Raw genomic sequence first — 21,442 nt, 5'->3', positions numbered from 1 at the left:
GTTTGTCATTGGCTTTCGGCAGGAGGTTGTTTAGCTGTTGGAGATTCGAGCTGCACAATAGTCGAAGTACTTCTGCTGTGCCCACTCTGTCCTGTTGCCCACAACATATAGTCGTCGCTTGGCGCGAGTCGCAGCGACGTTCAATAGGTTTGGCTTCTCTGCAGCCCAGGCTTTAGCGCCAGGTCTCTTTGGATTGCCACCGAGAACGAGGACCACGACATCTGCTTCTTTTCCTTGGACGGTGTGAATCGTTCCGACCTTGATGCCTTCCAGTGAATGCCTCCGCACCAGCTGCCGCAATCCGTCGACAACCGTTCTGAAGGGTGAAATCAGGAAGATATCCGCATCATGGCCGCTACTTCTGATGCCGTATACGAGAGACAGTACAGCTTCTCCTTCTGAGGGTATCCAGTGCTTGTCTGCGTCATGCGATACGACATCGTGCCACGCCGTTGGCGGCAAGCCGACGTCCTTTCGCGCCTGAGTACCGAACACCATCAGTCCGTCATAGGCAATCCTATTGGCGACATCAAACATCTCGCGGTCGCAGCGCCGATGGACGCGGAGCGGTGAGCCGACCCACAGCTGCTCATTCGCTTGGGCCACGGTGGTGCCAAATGGTGTTGCGCGGTCGGCGAGCATCTGCGCGGACGTGCGTCCGGGCAGCCAGGTTTCCGACACGCCATAGTGCAAGCGCAAAGCGTGCTGAACCGTGTACGGGATTGAGACGACTGGTTCCAGTTGCAGCGGGTCCCCGACGACGACTACCCGGCGGGAACGCCAGATTGCGCCAGCAGCAGCCTGTGGGACCGCTTGACCGGCTTCGTCGATGAGCAGCCAGCCGATGTTCTCTTTGCCGATGTGCGAGAACAAGCGCGCGAATGACGCAAAGGTGCTGGAGACAACCGGCACTACCAGGAACAGCGTCTGCCAGGCTGCCAAAGTCGCTTCCTTGGGGGCCGTCTGTGGTGCGCTGCCGTCCAGGATGTCAGCGAGGCCGTGGAGATTTTTCCGAACAGTGTCAGCGTTCGCCGTGATAAAGGCTTTGTGCAAGTTCAGGGCAGCCAGGAAGACCCTGGCACGTGCGTGATTCCAAGCCTCGGTGGCCCAAGGCGCGGAGAGCTCTCTCGCTTCTTCTGCAGCGGCCCATGCCTCATCGTCAGGGAAGTGCTGCTTAAGGGCGGCTCTATCCTCCTGAATGTCTGCCGTCAGACGCCCAATGACTGCTTCCCTGTCTTTGCGCTCCTGGGCCAGCGTTTGGAGCAGTCTGCGAGCTTCAACCTCTTCAAGCTTCGTTGCTGCTGCTTCGTTCTGTGCTTGAAGGAGGCGGTTTTCGGAGTCGGAGGCAATCTTTTGGAGACCACGTTCCATCGCTCGCCATGCCCGGTAGGTTTTACCTAGGGAACTGACAATTTCCCATATTCCTGGGCGGTTCGCCTGATGCAGCTTGTGTGAAGCGCGGTGGCCTTCCGTTTGAAGAGCTTGAGCTGCAGCTGCGGACAAGGCCGCCTGATGGCGCCGAACGTAAGAGGGCAGGCTGTCCATCAGGGCGACGGATTCATTGTCGATACGAACGATTTCGGCACGCTCGGAACGAAGCGATTTGATGTGGCGAAACACCTCCGCGAGCTTTGAGCGCTCGGCTTTTTCCTGCACCAGAGCCTGTTCGAACTCTTTAACTGCCGCGCGCCAATCGACGGGCGTTGCCGCTGCTGCAGTTAGCCACGCTTGGAATCCCGTCTTCTTCACCCTGAGGTCGTTCTCGGGCGGAATCGCGGCTTCGAACGGGAGTTCTTGACCGTGCCAGAAGTTCGAGAGGAACTCGCCCCTGTTGCTCTTGTTGCCGAGCTTCGCGGCAAGCAAGCCCCATGCAGGTTGTTGGATAGCTTGAGTTCCAAAGCGAGGGAAGTAGTCGACTTGGTCAAGCCAGCTCGCGTCCACGGCTTTTGCGCCCGGAATTTCAAGCGTAATGTTCTCGACGGCCCCATTATTCGACGAAGCTGCGACGATTTCGAAGCCCGTCAACGTGCTCGACGGAACAGAAATTGAGCGGTTCCATTTTCCACTCTTCCACCCGGTGCGGCCACCGAATCCCTCCGACGGCGAAGACAGATTTGCCAGAGCTTTGGCCCGAGCGACGACAACACCAGCCACTATGTCGCGCAGCATCGTCGTCTTGCCCGTGCCCGGCGGGCCATTCACCCCAAACAACCCGCCTTTGGGAGACAGCGATTTCCAAATGGAATTGACAGCGAATTGCTGACTGTACACAAGGGGATGGTGCCCCTCGCTAGGCCAGCGCCCGGTGGGAAATCTGTCCGGGGCAAGGGTTTCGAATACGTCGTCCAGACTCTTCCGAATATCGGTCCTGCGGATGCGCTTCTCAGATTCGTCAGTGGTTAGATAGTCGCGCAGAGCCATTCCACTGTCGCCGGATTTCAGCGCGTCAGCAACGCGGTCAAGGTCGTCGACAAAAAAGCTGTTCAGGAAGTCGGCATCGTCGGATTCATGTGACTTTTTCGCCGCAAGTTGATAGCTTTGAGCTCGAATTACGGTCCGCTGAGAGATGATGGCTTGGAGCCCCAACGAATCCGTCAACCACTGCGCTAGGGCGAATAGGTCACTTGCATCCACTGGGCGACCAACTTCCTCTTCACGTTCCCCGAAAGTCCCTCTCGCGGGGTCATCCGGCATGATGCCAAGTTGCTTTCGCGTATGTTGCTCAAATTTCGACTGAAATCGCGAAACACCTTCGAGCCAATCCTTTGCTTCCGGACCGACTGTCACGGTTCGTCCCAGCGCCCACGCGCAATTGGACAGCACCAGCGTGTCAAAGAGGGGGCGGCCATCATCAGAGACGGAGATGGAGAACATTGCCGTTTCACCATCTGAACGTTCATCTACAGCCTCCGGGTCTTTGCCGCAGGCCGCTTCGAGAATCGTTCTAACCGTATCGAGAGGGTAGACACTGACAAAAAGCCGATGCCGCCACACCTTGTTGTAGCCAAGCTTGCGGCCGCGGAGCCGATGCGCGGGTTCCCAGGGAAGCGTGCCATCTTCCTGAGTAATATCGAACGACGGAAAGGTCTTGTCGTTAGGCTCCGCCGCAGGGATGCTCTGGGGGGAGAACAGTTCGACGGCCCGCCAATACTTCAGGACGGATATCTGTTGGAGCGACTCGGACATTTCGACAATCTTATTGAATTTCGACAGATTCCGAATTCTGCAATATACAGACCGGGGTCGTCTATTTTCCTAAGGAGGGGTATTGACACGGCGGGCTCGGAATAGGACGATATTAGTTCGAGTGGCTGGTTGCTTGCCAATTTCGGTCTGGGTGGAGTATAAGCATCTAGCTGTTGTTCCAGAGATATCGCCCCAAGGAGAAACATGGCAACTTACAAGCAACTGATGGCGCAGAAAGAAGCTCTCGATGCCCAGCTTGCAGAGGTACGTGCAAATGAAGTGGCAGGTGTCATCGAGCAAATTCGCAATCGGATGGTTGAGTACAATCTTTCTCTTGAGGATATTCAAGGGAAGCGGCGTCGTGGTCGGCCCGCTGGCAGCACGTCCGGAAAGGCTGCTGAGGCAAAGGAGCCGTTGCCGCCGAAATATCGTGACCCGAAGACCGGAAAGACCTGGTCTGGTCGCGGCCGAGCCCCTGCCTGGCTCGGTAAGAATCMGAATCGATTCCTCATCGCTGAAGAATAATAGCCGTCGAGACATCTAAATAACGACTTGTGAAGTCTCGGCCTTGGGACTGCCGCCCCAGTTAGACGTTTCTCGTGCTTCGACACGGGATGCCACTGTTCTGTAGCAGCAATGCCGGCGGCCGCTTTTCGAGGCTGGACCATGGATGGGTCGAACCAATACTGCCAGACTTCAATGACAAAAGTTGTGCACTTCAGAAATGACGAGTGCGGGTACATGAGTTGGCTGGCCGGCAATCCAGATGGACTTGTGCTCAACATTCGACATCCCGCACATCAGTTCACGCCAAAGTTGCATCGCGCTACTTGCGGGACAATAACGAGTACGAAGAACGCGCCATATACGTCCGGCCAATACACCAAACTCTGTTCGCACCGATACGACCAGATTTCCCACCAGTTTCTTGAGGAGACCAAGGGAATTCGCGTTGACATCTCGCCGTGCGGGATGTGTAAGCCGGACGTGGAAGCACTGGAATTTGATGAAGCAGCTGGATTCTATGCCGAACTAGACGGCCTGGTCAGTAGAGCACTGCAGGACGACGCTTCACGTCGCCGTGCTCGTCTGGAGAAAGCTGAGCCAAAGCCGGCGGAGAAGTTCGTTCTAACGCGAGTGTTCGACCGCAACCCTGACGTAATTGCCGAAGTACTCTACCGAGCTGCCGGTACGTGCGAATCCTGCAATTCCAAGGCTCCTTTCAGCCGGAGGTCGACAGGTGAACCTTATCTCGAAGTTCACCATGTTGTGCCTTTGGCCAAAGGAGGCGACGACACAGTCTCGAACGCGATAGCAGTCTGCCCAAACTGCCATCGAGAGCAACATTACGGCTGACCGTGCCGATGCGGTCCTGATTCGAACAGCGGTGCCTTGTACTAGGTGTGAACCCTCGAATCCCCAGATGTGACCAAACGACGCTCCACCCAATCCAGCTCATCCGGTGTCAGCCACATCTTGTAAGGCACCACAGCTCGCACTCGTTCGAGCATCGCGGAAGACGTGGGGCCGTTGCCTGACCCGCGGGTTGCGACGATGGCTCGGAGATGGCAGACCGGTGCCTCACAGGTTTGCCACCGCTCATATCGCTCGGCACCCGTCTCCCCGGTGTCATACGTCCCGTCAGGAAGCTTGCGAGCGCATAACTTAGGCGGTGTGCCGGGGAGTACCGCTGGAAAATATCGATGGGGGAAGTCTTTTGGGGACTTGCTTCTGCTGTTCCATGTCACGCTCCAAAGCTCGTGCGAGCAAGAGACCATTGGCGCGCTGAGGGACCGGTGAAGGGTCGAGCCGATGCCAAGGGAAAGAGCTGCTGCTCAAAGCTGGGTTGGAGGTTTGCTGCCGAGGTGTAGTTCTACTTCTAGTGGCAGCCGGTGGCGCGCTGGGAGGCACACTGCAATATTAGTCGGTGGGGAAGCCGAGGAGGGAAAGGCGAGGTTAGTGGCGGCGGGCTCCGGGGTTGGGGAGTTATTCCGGATTTCTCGCCAGGAGTTGGGTTGTGTATGTAGCATTTTTGGGAAAAATGCTTATTTCATGCTATACCATCAAGGTCGGTTTCCGGCTGTGTGGCGTGGAGTGTCGCAGGATTATCGATTTGCGAGGCCGATTCGCACTCCTGGTTTGTGGGTAATAAGGCGCGGGATTTTGCGGGGTGCGAGAAATCCAACGAACTAGTTTATTTTGCACAAGAAATCCAGCGTTATACATGGCCAAGCACAGCATCGCAATAGATGACCTGGTTGCCGCTGGATGCTTCGCCGCAACGACTCCGATTTCCAGCCAGAAGGTCCGCCCGGTTCGCTTCAGAGACGCCGCGGGCCATAGCAGGGATGGCCACGGTGACTTACCCGAATGGCTTCAGCGCGCGGTCTATGCTGGCCAGACCACGGACCATTTCAGGGTTTCGTGAGCGCGGAAGTATGGCTAGCAGCCACCATAGTTCTTACGGTCGCTAGCAGTAATTGTGTACGTGCTACCTGACAAAATTACAGCCCGATTTCGACTCCTGGGTCTACGATTTCAAAAAACTGTCGGATTTGGTCAAGGCAAGGGGAGATATTTTCGTCACGGAAGAGCATGCTGTACCTGGTCAGTCCCAAAAACAGCTCTACCTCAAGCCGAGGTAGCCTTCCGCATGCAGCGCAGTGCGAGCCAGGTCCGCATTCCGGGCAAGCGAGCACTGCCCCTTACCGACAGGCATTGTGCTGCTCGCCAGCGGGTTCGTTTGGAGGTCCATTACTAGCGCTCCTCAGGCGCTTTCCATGAGCGAAATCGCTCAAGGGCGTCTGCACTGCCAATAAGCTCTCGAGCGCGCCTTAGTCGCTCGAGCATCTCGTTTTTCTTCTCTTCGCTCAAGTCTCGCAATCTCTGTTTGGCATCAAGGAAGAACTCTGCCAATCGCCTCGACTCGGCCCAGCTTTCAATGATTTGGAGGAGCTCATCCTTACTGTCCTTCAACGCCTTCGCCGCTCGCTTTTCCTCTTCTTCTCGGCCCCATTGCTCACGTTGAGCCTCCCAGCGCTGATGCTCAAGCTCAGCCAGCCGCTCGCCCTCCGCAGCTAACCTAGCGACCTCGGAAGACGATTGCCTCAGCTCCTTCACGATGACTGGAATGAGAGCAGTAATGTCACGGCCCGGCTTCTCCCGCCACTGCCTACTCCACTCCGCACGCCAATATGGAGAGTAGGCCTGCAAGCAAAGGCGGCCGGTTGGCAAATCTTGTTTGCTGGTCCATCCATGGTCAGAAACGTAACGTCCCCGCTTCGGAGGAACGTACTCACTGAGTCGCACGTATTCACCGTTGACGTACCTCACCTCGACCTCTTCGGACATCTCAATAATTGTGAGTCCGATGGCCACTGTACCGATGTAGACAACCGTGCAGCGTCCTGGTGACCATCGGTCACGACGACTATGGTCCTTCCGAGGTACTTCCCGCTCATCGAAGTCCCTTCGCGTGAGACGCTCTCCATGGGGCGCGATGACAACGCGATAGCCCTCGTCCTCCAAGGCGAGGAACACTTCATTTGCAAACGAAAGAGCCTTATCAAGGCCTGTCTTAGTGGCGACTATGTCGACAAGCAACCTCTTTCTTGGCTTGAGGTATCCCACGCCATAAGCCGTTCTGGCTTCTTCGAAGATTGCTTTGGCTCCGGTTATTAGGGCATGGTCGGTGTTAGTCCGCTTGATGCGCGTGGCCCGCCTGTTAGGCCTGTCCGAAGGCGGCTTCGGAAGTGGGAGCTTCGTTTCCCACTGAGCGTCGCCACGAGCCCACGCGAGTTCGTCCCCGGGACGAGCATCGGGCAGTCTTGGCTTAGCAGGGGCCTTCCCAACGGCCAACTTTGCCCAATATCCGCGCGCTGGGCGTGGCACGTTGAGCAGTGTGCATACCCTGGCCATGTAGCTAGATGACACTCCGAAACTAGCAGCTACTTTCAGCATCGGTTCAGCCCAGACGAGTTGGTAGAGCGATTCGCGGCTCATAACACCGGGAACTGCATCTGAACCTGTGTCATGGGAGCCGTCGGGAATATTGTGTTCATCCATGATTGAGACGCGCGTGGATTATCGGATGAGCGCACTAAACATGGCCTGGCCGCATGAGGAGGCCAAAAGCGAATCGACTGGGCGAAGCATGCTCCTCAGCGGCTGAAGGGGAGCATCGAAGCAATTCTGGGCCAACGCTGCATGCTGTCGGGACCGCAGGCAGCGCTCTCTTGCGCTATCTCCGGCCGGTCAAAAAGTCCTGCCAGTGCCGCAAAGTATAAACTGGGTCGTTGGTCAGGTTATGCTTTATTGCCCGATATGGAAAATCGTGCTTTCCCATGCACTGGTAGTAGTTTGCAAGGTTCTGCTCAGGGCGGCCCCTAACGTGGACAAAAAGCCGGCTCGACTGGCCGGCTTTGACATCAGGCTTGCAGGGGCAATGGGCCGCTGAACCATCTGCGACTTGTCAGGTCGCTCTGAGTTTTCTGGATTTCACTCAAACGAGAAACGCGCTGAAGTGCGCTACCTGGCTATTGGGTACAAGTAACGGTACAAAGCACGCTCCGTTGCTTGCAAGCCAATAAGCGCGATGCCGGCCGCCCATATCGCCGCCGAAATCAGCGCCATCCTTGAGGACGAGCGTTATGCCGGGCGCACCATTGGAGTGGTCTCCCTTCTTGGGATGGAACAGGCCAAGTTTATCGACGCGATGGTGCGGGAGCGTTGTTCCGCTTCCGAATTACTGCGGCGCGAATTTGATTGCGGAGACGCGCGTACCTTCCAAGGTAGCGAGCGCGACATCATGTTCCTGTCGATGGTGGCCGACCCCGAACGTTGCCACCCGCTCTCGGGCAATGCCTACAACCAACGCTTCAACGTGGCTGCCAGCCGCGCCCGCGACCTCATGTATCTGGTCCGCTCTGTGACGGCGGAGCAAATCTCGGACAAGGACATCCGGATGACTTTGCTCGAGCACTTCAGCACGCCTAAGGTCGTCCACGAAGTGGATGACCAGGAGGGCCTCATCAAGCTGTGCGAATCCGGATTCGAACGCGAGGTGTTCACGATGCTCTTGCAGCGTGGCTATCGCGTCATCCCCCAGGTTAAGAGCGGCGCGTACCGACTGGACATGGTGGTCGAGGGCGCCAACGACGCGCGCCTGGCTATCGAATGCGACGGCGACGCTTACCATGGCCCAGAACGCTGGGCCAGCGATATGAATCGACAGCGTATTCTCGAGCGCGCGGGCTGGACATTCTGGCGTTGCTTCGCTTCGACCTGGTGCTTGCGTAAGGAGGAGGTGTTCGCGGAGCTAGTTGAGCGGCTGACAGCGATGGGCATTGAGCCCATTGGTGCCATGGCTGTACCGTCCCGTTTGGTCGAATCTCGTACGTGGGTGCTCTCAGTCGCAACCCCTGACGCTATTGCTGGAGTCGTCGACGCTGCCATTGTGGCCGCCAAGCAGAAGGAAGCCGCCGTGGAGCAGCCACAATGAAGGAAAAATGCGAGAGGTGTGGTTGCTCGCCCCGTGCACCACGCCGTCGCTGCTCCCAGTGCGGCAAGCGTGTTTGCGTGAGCAACTGCTGGTCTAGGAGCAGCAAGACTTGCACGTCGTGCGCGCCCGACCGCGACACAACAGATTCAGAGAGAAGCGGGCTACGCTGCAAAGTCTGCAAGACGTCGCTCAAGCCGGCTGATAGCAGGTGTCCTAAATGCTTCTGGCTGGTGATTTGAGCACAAGGACGTGAATAACAAGAATAGGGGATAGGGTGTCATGGCAGTAAGATTTCGAAAATCTATCAAGCTTGCCTCGGGTATTCGAATGAGCTGGAGCGGGTCCGCATTGGCTGGACCCTCGGTCCGCGTGGCACGTCGGTTCGCATCAGTAGCCGCGGGACTCGCTTGAACACCAGCTTTGCTGGCTTCTCTACGAGCCAACTGATTAGCCGGCTGAAGCGCACGACATGGAGGCTCCCGAGCGAACCACTGGCGGCCATGAGTGCGCCGCGTTTAGTGCCAAAAAGCGACGCATGAGGTATATTTGAAGGCGACAAGCAGGCGCCATCCGCGGAGCTGCCATGCTTCGGTGGGATGTGACCCGAAAGCGTGGTGGAGGGAAAATGGCAAAACTGATAAGGCGACCCACCATGGCACAAGACAATCCTTACGAAGAAGTCATCGTAGAGAGCCACTGCCCGGCGAGCACTAGAAGTCTTCATGGGTCAGTGCATGTTCGACCAGTGCCCGGTGGGAAATACTCTACCGAACTGCACGTGGAATGTTCGAAACGCTTGGTCCGCGACTACCCAGTTGGCACCAGGTTTCGTCTCACTGCGAAGCTCACCGACCGTGAAGGTGGTGGCCAGTTTTTGTACAGCTATCACGGATGGAGATTCGATGTTTTGACTTAGCGGTCTATCGCATGAGTCCGTACTGCTTTCCTGGTCTACGGCGTACGTCAAAGCGTTGCTGCCAATGGGGGCCAAGACTTGGCGAAAGCCTTAAGGTCCGAGATGGATTACTAATAGCATTTGCCGCCTCTGCCTCGTTGCATGCTGAGATAGCGAAAAAGTCATAGAAGTTTAGTGAGTCAAGCAAATGATGAGCATCCGAATTCAGCACGGTATGCTCGCGAAACGTGTTGTCCTATCGCAGGCGTTCAAGGGGACTGGCTAGATGAAGGTGCGACTTGCCGCGGTGTTTTCGGTCAAAATAAAAATTGAGAAAAGCTGGATTCGTCAGCTGGCTTGGCCGGAACAGGAGCTTGACGCAGAGGTTGTTCGATTCGTGACCGACCGAGCGGAAGGCTTCGAAGTTACGTCCGGCGTCCTGCCGATGCCGGTTCGAATCCTCAAGAGAGTTCCTCTTCAAATACCTGCACCAGCGGAAGCAGCTATATTGAAATGTGCGAACGCTGCCATCGTGGATGAGGCACTGGACGCGTCGGCAGGGACTTGGTTACAGCATCCGTCATTGCACGCCGATGACCGGCCCTTGGACAACGCGGCCGCGAAAGACGCTATCGCTTCCTGGTGCGACGGATTTTCGTATGTTAAGGAGGACCGGGCGACGGGTGTCATCGGTTTCCGCCCGCCACAAGCGGGGGCCTTGCATGCGGTGCACGCGCACTGGACGGTCAGCAGCGAAGTCGCATCTATAGTCTTGCCCACTGGCACTGGAAAAACCGAGACTATGCTAGGAGTTCTGACATCGGCTTGCTGCGAGCGGGTAATCGTCGTTGTGCCAACGGACGCTCTGCGCACCCAGATTGCGAACAAATTCTTGACGCTTGGCCTGCTCAAAGCGCCCGGAAGTACAATCCTCGCCGAAAGCGCACGCTATCCAGTCGTCGGTGTCCTTGAGCACAAATTCGAAACTGCTGATGCCTTGACGGCTTTTTTCGAGCCTTGCAATGTGGTCGTCACTACCAGCCACATTGCGGGGCAATTTCCGACCCACTTGCAGGAGCGCATATCCGAGCTATGTACACATCTTTTCATTGATGAAGCCCACCATGCAGAAGCGCCGACGTGGAAACGCTTCAAAGCCCACTTCGGCCAGCGCCGGGTTCTTCAGTTTACGGCCACGCCTTTTCGCGACGACGACCAACTCATTGATGGGAAGATAGTCTACCGTTATCCGTTGAGGCAGGCACAGACGGACGGATACTTCCAGCCGATTACATTCCGGTCAGTTTTCGAGTTTAACGAGAACAAGGCAGACATAGCGATTGCTAGAGCCACAATCCAAGAGCTGGACAGCGATAAAACTGGCCTACATGTTGCGATGGCTCGCGCTTGCGATATCCCACGTGCAAAACGAATTTTCGAAATCTATGAGGAAATCGGCCGGTATAACCCGATATTGCTTCACAGCCAACTCAAAGTGGTGGAGCGAAGGGAGGCCCTCGAGAAGTTGATGTCTGGGAAATCGAGGCTCGTGGTGTGCGTCGATATGCTCGGCGAGGGATTTGATATGCCGGAGCTGAAAATTGCAGCTTTCCATGACGTTCGGAAAAGCCTTCCGGTAACGCTCCAGCTTGCAGGCAGGTTCACCCGCACCAGACCGGACCTGGGAAGTCCGACATTCATCGCCAATGTCGCCAACATTGATGTCCGGCATGAGCTCGAGAAGCTCTATAGCCAAGACCCGGATTGGAACGAACTGCTCCAAGAACTCAGCGATACCCAGATAGACAAGCAAATCGAGGCTCGGAGCTTCCTGGATGGCTTTGAACCGTTTGAGGGCGAAATTCCGCTGCAGGAAATCAGGCCGGCTACCAGCATGGTGGTCTACCGTACTCGTTGTAGCGCATGGAAGCCTGGAAACTTTCGAAGAGGGCTGCAGGGCCTAGCTCCCTCGGACAAGGTCCGAGATACGCTGAACGTCAAAGAGAACATTCTCGTTGTCGTGATTGGCACCAGCAAGTCGGTCCCGTGGACTGACATTGAGGCGGTGCGGGACTGGGAGTGGGAGTTGCTAGTTGCAATATGGGATAAGGAAAAGGAACTTCTCTACATCCATGGCTCCTCCAAGAGTAGCGAGTATCGAACGATGGCCAAGGTCCTGTGTGGCGACGATGTGGAGCTTATTCAGGACCCTGTGCTCTACCGATGCTTCCATGGCGTCAAGCGCCTACTACTTACGAATCTGGGAATGAATGAGCAATTTGGCAGGCAGATTCGCTACATTGCTCGCATGGGTGCAGACGTTGCCGCTCGTCTGTCAGAGGCCTCGAAGAAAACCGCACGTCGTGCAGTTATCTCCGGAGTTGGTTATGAAAATGGAGCTATCGCAACCATCGGCGCAGCAAAGCGTGGTCGAGTGTGGTCTTTCCAACGCTTACGCCTAGACTCTTTTGCGCGTTGGTGTAAGCACGTCGGTTCGAAAGTCATTGACGAAACTATCGACCCGGAAGCAGTACTAAAGGGAACACTCGTCCCAAAACTCGTGAAGGTGCGTCCAGCCATAATGCCCATCGCTGTCGACTGGCCAGACTGCATCTATCAGGAGTTGGAGAGCGCGTATTCGATAAGGCTCGGCGACGCTCAGACGACCGAGTTTTGGAACCTCGGTATCGAATTGGTTAGTCCCGCCGAGGCTGGCGACATCATGTTCCGGGTATTCAGCGACTCCGCTGAAGTGGTGCTGCGGCTGGAATTGGTACCGGTCGACGACGACACGGTCTCGACCTATCGCTTTGTGTCAGTAGAGGCCGCTGGCACGTTGACGAAACGCCAGCACACTTGGCCGCTTTCCGAGTTCTTCGATGAGAACCCTCCAGTCGTTACCTTCGCCGACGGTTCGTACCTGGAAGGTAATCTCCTTGTGGCGTTGCCGGACATCTATGCACCTTACGACCGGGACCGAATTACCGTATGGGATTGGTCTAACGTCAATATAAAGAAGGAGGCGCAGGGCGTGACTCGGGAAAAGGATTCCATCCAATTTAAGGTTATCGAAAACCTCAAGATGGCAGGCGGGTATGACGTCATTTACGATGATGACGGCTCCGGTGAGTCTGCGGACGTCGTTACCATCAAGGTGACAGAAGAAGAGGCAGGCGCGACCATCGCTGTGGACTTCTACCACTGCAAGTATTCGCAGGAAAGTACCGCCGGCGCGCGCGTTGGCGACCTGTACGAAGTTTGTGGTCAGGCGCAGAAAAGCATAAGCTGGCTTCTGAACCAGTTACGGAAAACCGACCTCTTCGTTCATCTGCTCCGGCGGGACCCCAAGATTCGTGAAGGCAAAGAGCTGTCACGGTACCAGACCGGTGACCGCGACATCCTTCAGGCCATCCGAAATCGTAGCCGAATGGCGGCCATCAAGTTGCGAGTGTTCATCGTTCAGCCGGGGCTGTCCCGCGCGAAAGCGTCTCCAGAACAGCTATCTCTGCTGAGCGTGACAGAGAACTTCCTTCTTGAGACTCACAACGTTCCGTTCGGTGTGATTGCGAGCGCGTGACCCGATATATCAAGCTGAGCCAGGCAGAAAGAGGCGACAAACTGTGGACCTCCTGCTTTGACCAAGGATGAAGCTTGGTGAGCGGCAACAGACGGAATAACAAGCACGCGACCGACGGACGGAGCGCAGTCGTTCATCGGTTCAGTAATAATCTAAGTGAGTCGTCGTACCTAACAACGAAGCAAGCCGTGGCTTCCCAGGTAGCGCTCCGCCATGCTCGACGGTGCGGGTAACCTGGCACCCGCAGTTCCGGCCGGACGAAGATGGAGGGCTGTACGAAGACATTCCCGCCGTCATTTATCTAGGTGGGGGCTTTGAAGCGGTATCGGCAAGTGTGAACGATGCGGCGTGGGAATCGCTAGCGCGGGCTATGTTGTCGCCGCTCTTTGAGACTCCTGTGCATTTCCTCGTGCGCGCCTTCTCAAGCGATGGAATCGACGAATTCATCGCTCATATGCTGACTATCGAGGCAGCTCTTGGGCTTAGGAGCGATTACGGGAAGGAAAAGCAGGTTTTGCCCAAGCTTAACGGTCCGAAACGAATCGAGTGCCGCATAAGCGCATTGCTGAATTCTCCTGCGGATGGCGCGTTGTACGACTGGTTGTTCGACCTCCGTAGTGTATTTTTACATGGGCGGCAGATGACAGCGATTGGCGCGGAGTATCGACTGCAAGCCGGGTCCTTGGCTCGCAGGGTCGCAAGAGCAGTGCTGGAACGCGCGGTAGCCGGTGGGGAGCTTGCAAAGAGCTGTGAGGACTTTGCCACCAACCTGTTGGTGCAAGGGGGGGGCAAAGTTGCAAGGCAAGAAAAAGGGGTAGAGAGAGGGAGGCCGACGCCCCGAAACAGCGAGAACTCGCCGATTTCGGGGGCCTTCCATGCTACGCGCCTAGGTCAGAGTCGTGAGACCGTGACAAACGCCACAGCTACGACGGCCGGCAGCACGAATGCAACCAGCGGACTCACGCCGGCAGTGCTCAGGACCGCAAAGGCACCCAAGATTGCCGACATGGCTTGACCCAAGCCGTCCGGAGCTGTTGTTTTTGGTTGAGCCATGTGCCCTCCCTATTCAACATTGCCATCAGTCTCATGAAGAGGCGGGAATGGCGACCCAGACTTTGCTGTCTATTCTTCATTTCAGCAGCGGAACGGCGACAGCAACCCGACTGCTCGGTTGTCGAGCATCGTAGCCAAGCTACGATGCCCAAGCGTTCGGGAAAAAAGAGTGCGCGATTCTATCACATCCTGGCTGCGAAGTGACGCGGTCAATGACCCTGCCGCCTCTGTCAGCTCCGGTCCCAAGGCCACGGTTTCATTCCTTCCGCATGGCGGTTCGCCCCTCCAACGCAAATTGTATAGACATTTGGTGATGTATAAGCCAAAAACCACAAGATATAGTGTTCTGATGCTTTAATCTCCGTGATATAGTAGGAAATTGGCACTCTGGGGGGTAAGAGTGCTAGTCATTTTCATGGCGCGCGGGTGTAGTCAGCGGTCCCTTTGTTTTGGCTATGGGGTTGTGAGATGAATACAGCGAAATCGCGTTTCCAAGTTCTCGCGCTGTCCGGCGGCGGGTACCGAGGGCTGTTTACGGCTCGTATCCTGGCCGAGATTGAACAGCAAATCGGTGCGCCCGTCGGCTCGCGGTTCGACCTCATCGCCGGCACGTCTATCGGTGGCATCCTGGCGCTAGCGGTTGCTCTCGAGATTCCTGCGCAACGGATGGTGAAGCTGTTCGAAAAACACGGCGCAGAAATTTTTCGTAGGCGCTTTTCCGGCCGTGGCCTTTTTCGGTCCCAGTACAGCAGCCAACCACTGTTCAAGTACCTGTTGGGAGAGGAGGTGTTTGGTGAGCGACTCGTCGGCGAATGCCTGCACCCCGTCATTGTTCCTTCCATCAACTACACGCGCGGCCTGCCGGTAGTCTTCAAAACGCCTCATCACCCCGACTTCAAGACTGACCATCGTCATCGAGTGGTCGACGTCGCGATGGCAACTAGCGCGGCGCCAATAGTTTTCCCCCGCTACGTGTTCAACAACTGCCAGTACGTCGACGGCGGCCTGTTTGCGAATGCGCCAGGGCTGCTTGGTGTTCACGAAGCTTTCAAATTTTTGGGCGCCTCACGGGCTGAAGGGGATGTCGGCGTACTGTCAATTGGGACGATGTCGTCGAAATTCACAGTCAATCCGAAGCGGAATCGCGCTGGCGGAACCATCGATTGGGGTGGCTGGTGGCCGGTCAATGCACCCAAGCGACTTTTTGGCCTTGGGATTTCGGCGCAGGAAGCGATGAGCGACCACATGCTGCGCCACCAGTTTCCCAATGGGAACTACGTCCATATTGATGACGTACTCACCGACGAACGGTCGCAAGCCGTGGCGTTGGATAAAGCAGATGCTGCCGCCCGCGAGGTCCTGCTCGGGTCTGCGGCCGAGGCTGCCAAGGATTTCGTCGGCAGCGCGGCGTTTGGCAATTTCATGGACCACAATGCGCCCGTGCCGACCTACTACTACGGGCCACGTGTTAACAACCTGAAGGTGGCGTGATGCTGAAGCTGACTCGACTGTTTTACTCGACCGTCGCTAACGGGACCTTCGGGGATAATATCGAGGTTGAACCGGAGCAACGCCAGGTCTTGGTTGATTGCAAGAACAAGATTCGCGAGTACCTACGGCCCGCCATCGAAGAGGCGAGCACTGAAGTACTCGGGATGGAGCATAAGGTAACGCCAAGATTCCGGACACAGGGGTCCTGGGCGTACGGGACGTGTGTTCATCCTTGTACGCTGCCGCCGCAAGAAATGGACTGGGATTTTGGAGTCTACTTGCCCATCACTCTCTGGGAAGAGAATGGCCCGCCGGCACGGATGGCCAAAGCATATTTCCAGCTTGTGGAGGCCCTGTTGACTGACCTCTGCAAGCGGGAGGGTTGGATTCTCGATAAGTCGAGAGACAACTGTAGTCGTGTCAAGGTCGCGAACTGGGCGCACATTGATGTCCCGTTGTACGCCGCTTCGGAAGACGAGTTCGTCAAGGTCCGCGAAACGCAAATTTTCGATTCCCTGAGAAAGGCGGCGGACTCCAAAGGTATGGCCATGGACGCACGTGACAAGTCGGAGAGCGAAGCCCTTGGTGACCTCATCGGCCAGTCCTGGGATGACATGGAAGGTTTAGTCCTCGCGAAGCGTTCAGGGGAGTGGGTGCCTTCAGACCCGGCAGACGTTTCAAAGTGGTTCAAGGACTGTATCGAGGAGCATGGTGAGCAATTGCGCCGTGTCTGTCGGTTCTTGAAGGCGTGGCGTGATTTCCGCTGGAAGACCGGTGGCCCGACGTCCGTATCCATCATGATTGCGGTAGCGCAGAGCTTCGTCCCTGTCCGCGGTCGCGATGACTTGGCGATTGAACAGGGTGCTAGGGCCCTGGCGAAGGCACTGAAGCTCGATATTCGCGAGCGCGGCATTGACGGCGGCAAAGATGACTTCAATCGATTGGAGGAATCGGAGCGCGTCGAGGCATCGTCGTGTGCTTATGCCCTTGCTGAAGCGATACGGCAAGCTCGCGAGTCGAGTCTTCCGTACGTATCCCACGCAATCTCGTTGTTGCAGGCGCAATTGGGCTCACGCCTTCCAAACAAGCCAGAATGGGTCGAGCCGGATTCGTCCGGCGACGATATTCGCCGCGTTCCCGCATCAACGGTGTCCAAGCCCGTTGTCGGCGCACAAAGCGCAGGCTAATTCGGATGAGCGAGAGCGCCTACGGTCGCGCCTTGCAAGTGTTGTCAGCGGCCGGCCTCAAATTGGTAAAGGCGCGAGGGAGAGTTCGGGCCTTTGAGGGGCCGCTCAAGACCGCGTCACGGGACGTCTTGGTTCGGATGGAGATTGAGGATTGGAATTTCCTCCGCTATCCGCGCATCACTTTGCTGGAGCGTCCTCAAGGGGCAGCCAAGGTAATGGAGCACGTCGATGCGCTTGGCGGCCTGTGCTATTTCTCTCCTGGGTCGGTAATTCTTGACCGCTTCGAGCCGGATGTGGCGATTCTGCAGTGTCTGACTGCGGCGAGGACGGTCCTGAATCGCATCGCCAGCGGCACAACTCGGAGTGCGGACATTGCCAATGAATTCGGTGCCTACTGGATGGGTGGACAGCGTCCGCCCGCCTATCCGGTAATGGTGGGCGAACTCGAGCCTGATGCAACCTCAGCATCGTACTTCTTGATGGAGCAAGACGGCGGCGACCGCAAAGGCCTCATAGCGCAGGACGCTATTGCTGCGGCAAGGGTGGGAGAGGGCTTTGCGGCTGAGAGGGTGGCTGAGGGAGCTCTCGCTTGCTTTCTCTTTAAAAGTAGCGAGGCGCCCGGCGTGCCTGTCGAGGGATTGCCGTCAACCATAAAGCAGTTCTTCAAATGGGTGAAGTCCTGGGATGCTGAACTGTCGAAGCAAGTTCAACAGTGTCTCGGCACTGACAAGACGTATCTGAAGCGCAAAGGCTGCGTCATTGCCTTCAACACACCGCTCGGCCGATTCGGCGTCATGTTCAAGCTGGACCTAAAGCACAGGCAGGGCTTCCAGAACTCTCCTAGGGAATATCGAAACTATCTACACCACGCTGGCGGGGAAACGGCCGTTCTAAGACTGCGCCTTGACGACATTTCCCCAGCCTACATCCACTCGAGGAACCTGGAGTTTTCAAGCTTGGCTGGCAGGCGGCTTACTCTCATTGGATGCGGTGCGATTGGAGGATATTTAGCTCAAGCACTCGTACGGCTGGGCGCGGGGACAGGGAAGAACGGGCTGCTTCGCCTTATCGACATTGGCGAGATGGAACCCGACAACCTGGGGCGTCACGCACTTGGTTTTCCGGCCTTATATCGCAACAAGGCCGAGGCCCTGCGAGATGAATTGGCGCGCCAGTTTCCGTATGTGCAAGTCGAAACCCAAACAACCAGCCCGACGTTGAACGCGAAGTTCTTTGCGACGGACCTCGTCATTGATGCCACGGGGGATGAAGCGTTGAACACCTTAGTAAATGCCGCGCATATTGAGCGCCGGCTTGGGCCAGTCCTGTACGTGCGGGTGATGGGTAACGGTGAGTGCGTCCAGGCTCTCTGGTCAGATTCCGAAAAGTACGGGTGTTTCCAATGCTTGCGCCAGGGATTCGGGCCAAACTATCGTCAGGAGCGCTATCAGGTTCTGGCTAGCCCTCCGCGCACTCGATTCAGAGGCTGTAGCGCCTATACGCCGTATGCCGTATCGACATCGATGTCGGCGGCGGCCTTGGCTGCGGATATGGTCAGCGACTGGCTCAGAGGGTCCGTTAGCCCCCGGTTCAGAACTCGCTACCTCGAGAACGCCGATGCCAAACGCATCAAGAACCAGAACATTGCACCGGCAAACAACTGTCCAGCATGCCAGAGGCACTGATTGTCCCGCATCCGCTGGTTGAAGACGCCAAGGTCTTGATTGAGGCAGATGTACTGGAGAACCTGCTGAAGTTCAGGCAACTGGCCCCGTCATCGCACGAGGCGGGCGGCATTCTGATGGGATTCAGAAGGGGTAGCCACGTACATGTGGCCGCTATATCTTCTCCGCAGCCGGGAGACCAACAGCATCGCTTCGGTTTCCATCGGCAGGCGAGAGCCCATCAGCGAATCGCCGTCCGACACTGGAATGCTCAGCAGCAGACCATGGACTATCTGGGCGAATGGCACACTCATCCCGAGATAAGACCGTCTCCGTCCTCCATCGATACGCACGAGTGGAGAAGACTTTGCGCCGGCAAGTCTGTACCGATGATATTTCTCATCGTGGGGACCGAGAACGCCTTGTGGCTCGGTGTCGGGCAGCGGAGCACGCTCAGCGGCGCAAACGCCTTTGTTAGATAGCTGCGCGACCGCCTTTCACCGATTATCTCACGAAGCCGTCTCTCATTTCGCCTTCTCATCCTTGCTGCCGCTGGCAAGCTTTACGATAGCGACAAGCGATTCCATAATTCTCGGGTCTACCTGCGATGCATCCAGCGAACTGAAGGCTGAGCTTCGGTCGATATTCCAGTGCTGGAAGACCTCCTTCAACTCCTCCCACTGTGTCTTGTCGCCAAATGCCTGCAGATAGAACTCTCCGAAGCGAATAGCGTGGATGCGGTCCGAGCTCTTTAGCGATTCAGTCGAATAGGATTTTCCGAGCGAGAACGCGTATCTCGCGCACGCTCCGAGTAGGCCAATCACCGCAAGAGTTTTCAGCGCTACGTAGATGAGGTTCTGTGTTGGCAGCTCCACTTGCTGGCCAGCCTTACTAAGACCCCACATAGCAAAGCCAATGCCGCTGACAAGAGACACGAACCCCAATCCATACCATGCGTAGCTGAGGATTCTGTCTCTAGATTCGAGTTTGCTCAACGACGAAATCGCGGTGCCGATGAATCCTGCGGCATTGCTTTGAATCTTCTCGGCGGCTCTTGTTGATTCGACCTCCTTCGCCGCTCGACGACCAATAAAGGCGGATATTGCACTCTCAATTTGTGGAACTATGGAATCTACATCTGCGTCAGGTTGGATAATGGCGTGAACATCCTGCATCGAAAGCGGCAATGGCGCGTTGTCGATAACAATAGGTATCAACAACATACGGTCCGATTCGTTAGCGTACGCTCGGGCTGCACCGACCTCCGTCAGAACATACTGGGACTTATCGGTTTTTTGAGAGAAGACAACAATGAATACATCCGATGTCTTGAGGCCATGGTCAAGCGCCGCTCTCCAGTTCACGCCTGGCGATAGCTCATCGACATCAAATGAGAGCGTATGGCCAGCGTCTTTGAGTCTGTCTGCAAGTCGCGATACAAAGGGTAAATCTTCGCGTTGATATGAGATGTAGACCTTCGCCATAATTTTAAGTTTGATTATCGTTCGTCATAAAAATTGGGCGCAGCCAGCTTCCTTGAGGGCCCAACGTCGGTCGACAAGTAGTGGCGCCTCGGCAAGTTGCACCCGTGCAATGGGCGCTGTCTAGCTTTGGTCTGGCTACGGAACAAACAGTGGCTCGAGAATGGCAACAGTAGAGTATGGATTAAGTCGAGCGAGATTGCTGCCCAGCAGAAGAGGGGCAGCAATAATGGTACCGGAGAGCTTGGCACCAGTACCAAGCCTCGGGCTGGGCGTATCTCCCTTTTGGCCATCGCTAGGCCGCGGACTCCGTTCCTTCAGCAGATACGACCCACTCTGGCAAACCCACCGAGCGAGCACTGCGCAATGCCCTCGAGGCCTTGATGCAGACAGACCCGGTCCCACGAGTGAAGCAGCGAGCAACTGCGCTGCTCGAACTCGCGCCAGCGTTCATAAGCGGCCATGCGCCAGGCAGCAGCAGGGAGCACTGACCGATGTCAATGCAACAGTTCACATTTGATGTGTTCGCCGACTACCACCAGTTCTACGTGCAGGACCGCGGCATCAACCCGGAAGCGCCGACTGACTGGACAGACGAGGACGTGGAGCGGCGAGCAAAGGTTGCCGACAACGTGGTGGTCATCTGCCCGCTCCGAAACATGACCGTTCCAGTTACCCTGGAGCTCCATGAGGCCGAGCCGGCCATCGACTAAACCGGCTACGACCATGCTGTTGGATGCTCTGTCGACCTGCCGACAGGCGAGCTCCAGGTTCACGAATGCACGGGCTCCGAAGTCCTGAGGCGAACCGTGAAGCCCGGAACCTACGCCGTACTTGCCCTCTATTCCGGCTTGGACACAATCGACGAGAGCGGCCTTGAGGGTGGTGACGCATACCGCCTCCGCCTAGTGCTTTGGCCGACGCCGTCTGCACAGCCCTTGACCGTCCTGAAAGCCTGGGTGGAATAGGATGAGCTGAACGCGCCTCGATTCGAGGGGGGCGGCTGGAGCTGCAGACTCATCGCTGTGAACAGAATCCCTTTGCGACACGGTGTGTCCGCTCAGCATGCTGCGCGAGTTCGGCCTGACAACGGGTCGCAGGGAATCTTAGTCTGCGGCGTGCGGGAATGGTAAGGCGGGTTTGGTTCCGTCGGACTCCAGTCGTTGCGCCGTCCTTGGCTCATCTTGCTAAAGCAGAGCGGGAAGTATAGCCAAAAAACGACATGCAGCTTAAATGTGCGTTTCGTGCTATACGAATAGAGTGGGGGGCTTTGGAGACACGGCGGGCACCCGCTGCGAGTGTCGCTCCGGTAGAAAATTAGCAGACCGATACGGGTTTGTATGCGATAATGCACCGCGGGTTAGGGCCGTGCATGAAATCCAACGAAGCGCTTTATCTTGTACACGAA

General features: G+C 56.5%; 13 protein-coding genes. 10 read left to right on the top strand and 3 right to left on the bottom strand.

The genetic code is table 11. The features are described from left to right. Window positions 1–30: 30 nt before the first annotated feature. Complete coding sequence (locus AC1DT6_RS23960; RefSeq protein WP_441634448.1) at window positions 31–3,186, bottom strand: DEAD/DEAH box helicase; 3,156 nt, start codon at window positions 3,184–3,186, stop codon at window positions 31–33. Between the two features lie 204 nt (window positions 3,187–3,390). Here AC1DT6_RS23960 and AC1DT6_RS23955 point away from each other — a divergent pair, with 204 nt between their 5' ends. The 3 genes from AC1DT6_RS23955 to AC1DT6_RS23945 all read left to right on the top strand — a co-directional run bounded on the left by AC1DT6_RS23955 (window position 3,391) and on the right by AC1DT6_RS23945 (window position 5,831). After that, entirely contained in the window at window positions 3,391–3,711 is a 321-nt protein-coding gene (locus AC1DT6_RS23955; protein WP_477114951.1) for an H-NS histone family protein, read from the top strand. Window positions 3,712–3,927: 216 nt separating this feature from the next. Further along, window positions 3,928–4,542, top strand: coding sequence for an HNH endonuclease (locus AC1DT6_RS23950; protein ID WP_441634444.1), 615 nt, complete (start codon window positions 3,928–3,930; stop codon window positions 4,540–4,542). A 1,124-nt stretch (window positions 4,543–5,666) separates the two neighbouring features. Further along, window positions 5,667–5,831, top strand: a complete 165-nt coding sequence (locus tag AC1DT6_RS23945) for an OST-HTH/LOTUS domain-containing protein (protein WP_441634442.1) — start codon at window positions 5,667–5,669, stop codon at window positions 5,829–5,831. 112 nt (window positions 5,832–5,943) lie between these two features. Here AC1DT6_RS23945 and AC1DT6_RS23940 read toward each other — a convergent pair whose 3' ends face one another. Then, window positions 5,944–7,251 (bottom strand): hypothetical protein, encoded by a 1,308-nt coding sequence (locus tag AC1DT6_RS23940; RefSeq protein ID WP_441634440.1) that lies wholly within the window; start codon window positions 7,249–7,251, stop codon window positions 5,944–5,946. A 529-nt stretch (window positions 7,252–7,780) separates the two neighbouring features. On the opposite strand from AC1DT6_RS23940, the gene AC1DT6_RS23935 reads away from it, so the two are divergent. From AC1DT6_RS23935 to AC1DT6_RS23910, 6 genes are all read left to right on the top strand, one after another. Next, window positions 7,781–8,686, top strand: a complete 906-nt coding sequence (locus AC1DT6_RS23935) for an AAA domain-containing protein (RefSeq protein WP_441634438.1) — start codon at window positions 7,781–7,783, stop codon at window positions 8,684–8,686. A 1,181-nt stretch (window positions 8,687–9,867) separates the two neighbouring features. After that, complete coding sequence (locus AC1DT6_RS23930) at window positions 9,868–13,158, top strand: DEAD/DEAH box helicase (RefSeq protein WP_477111407.1); 3,291 nt, start codon at window positions 9,868–9,870, stop codon at window positions 13,156–13,158. Window positions 13,159–14,679: 1,521 nt separating this feature from the next. After that, window positions 14,680–15,702, top strand: a complete 1,023-nt coding sequence (locus tag AC1DT6_RS23925) for a CBASS cGAMP-activated phospholipase (protein WP_441631599.1) — start codon at window positions 14,680–14,682, stop codon at window positions 15,700–15,702. Further along, window positions 15,702–16,889: a CBASS cGAMP synthase gene (locus AC1DT6_RS23920; RefSeq protein WP_441631601.1), complete on the top strand. Its 1,188-nt coding sequence runs from the start codon at window positions 15,702–15,704 to the stop codon at window positions 16,887–16,889. Before AC1DT6_RS23925 ends, AC1DT6_RS23920 begins: the two co-directional genes overlap by 1 nt. 5 nt (window positions 16,890–16,894) lie before the next feature. Next, window positions 16,895–18,574, top strand: a complete 1,680-nt coding sequence (locus AC1DT6_RS23915) for a ThiF family adenylyltransferase (RefSeq protein ID WP_441631603.1) — start codon at window positions 16,895–16,897, stop codon at window positions 18,572–18,574. Further along, window positions 18,559–19,035, top strand: coding sequence for a Mov34/MPN/PAD-1 family protein (locus AC1DT6_RS23910; protein WP_441631605.1), 477 nt, complete (start codon window positions 18,559–18,561; stop codon window positions 19,033–19,035). The genes AC1DT6_RS23915 and AC1DT6_RS23910 overlap by 16 nt, the downstream gene beginning before the upstream one ends. A 42-nt stretch (window positions 19,036–19,077) precedes the next feature. Here AC1DT6_RS23910 and AC1DT6_RS23905 read toward each other — a convergent pair whose 3' ends face one another. Beyond that, on the bottom strand, window positions 19,078–20,037 hold the full coding sequence (locus AC1DT6_RS23905; RefSeq protein ID WP_441631607.1) for a toll/interleukin-1 receptor domain-containing protein: 960 nt from the start codon (window positions 20,035–20,037) through the stop codon (window positions 19,078–19,080). Between the two features lie 491 nt (window positions 20,038–20,528). On the opposite strand from AC1DT6_RS23905, the gene comJ reads away from it, so the two are divergent. Further along, window positions 20,529–20,747 carry a competence protein ComJ gene (gene comJ / locus AC1DT6_RS23900; protein ID WP_477111408.1) on the top strand — a complete coding sequence of 73 codons (219 nt, stop codon included), beginning with the start codon at window positions 20,529–20,531 and terminating at the stop codon, window positions 20,745–20,747. Window positions 20,748–21,442: the final 695 nt, after the last annotated feature.

The organism is Cupriavidus sp. 01L45 (genome assembly GCF_056399885.1).
The sequence above is the reverse complement of the archived record's forward strand: the minus strand, read 5'-3'. Positions and strand labels throughout refer to the sequence as shown.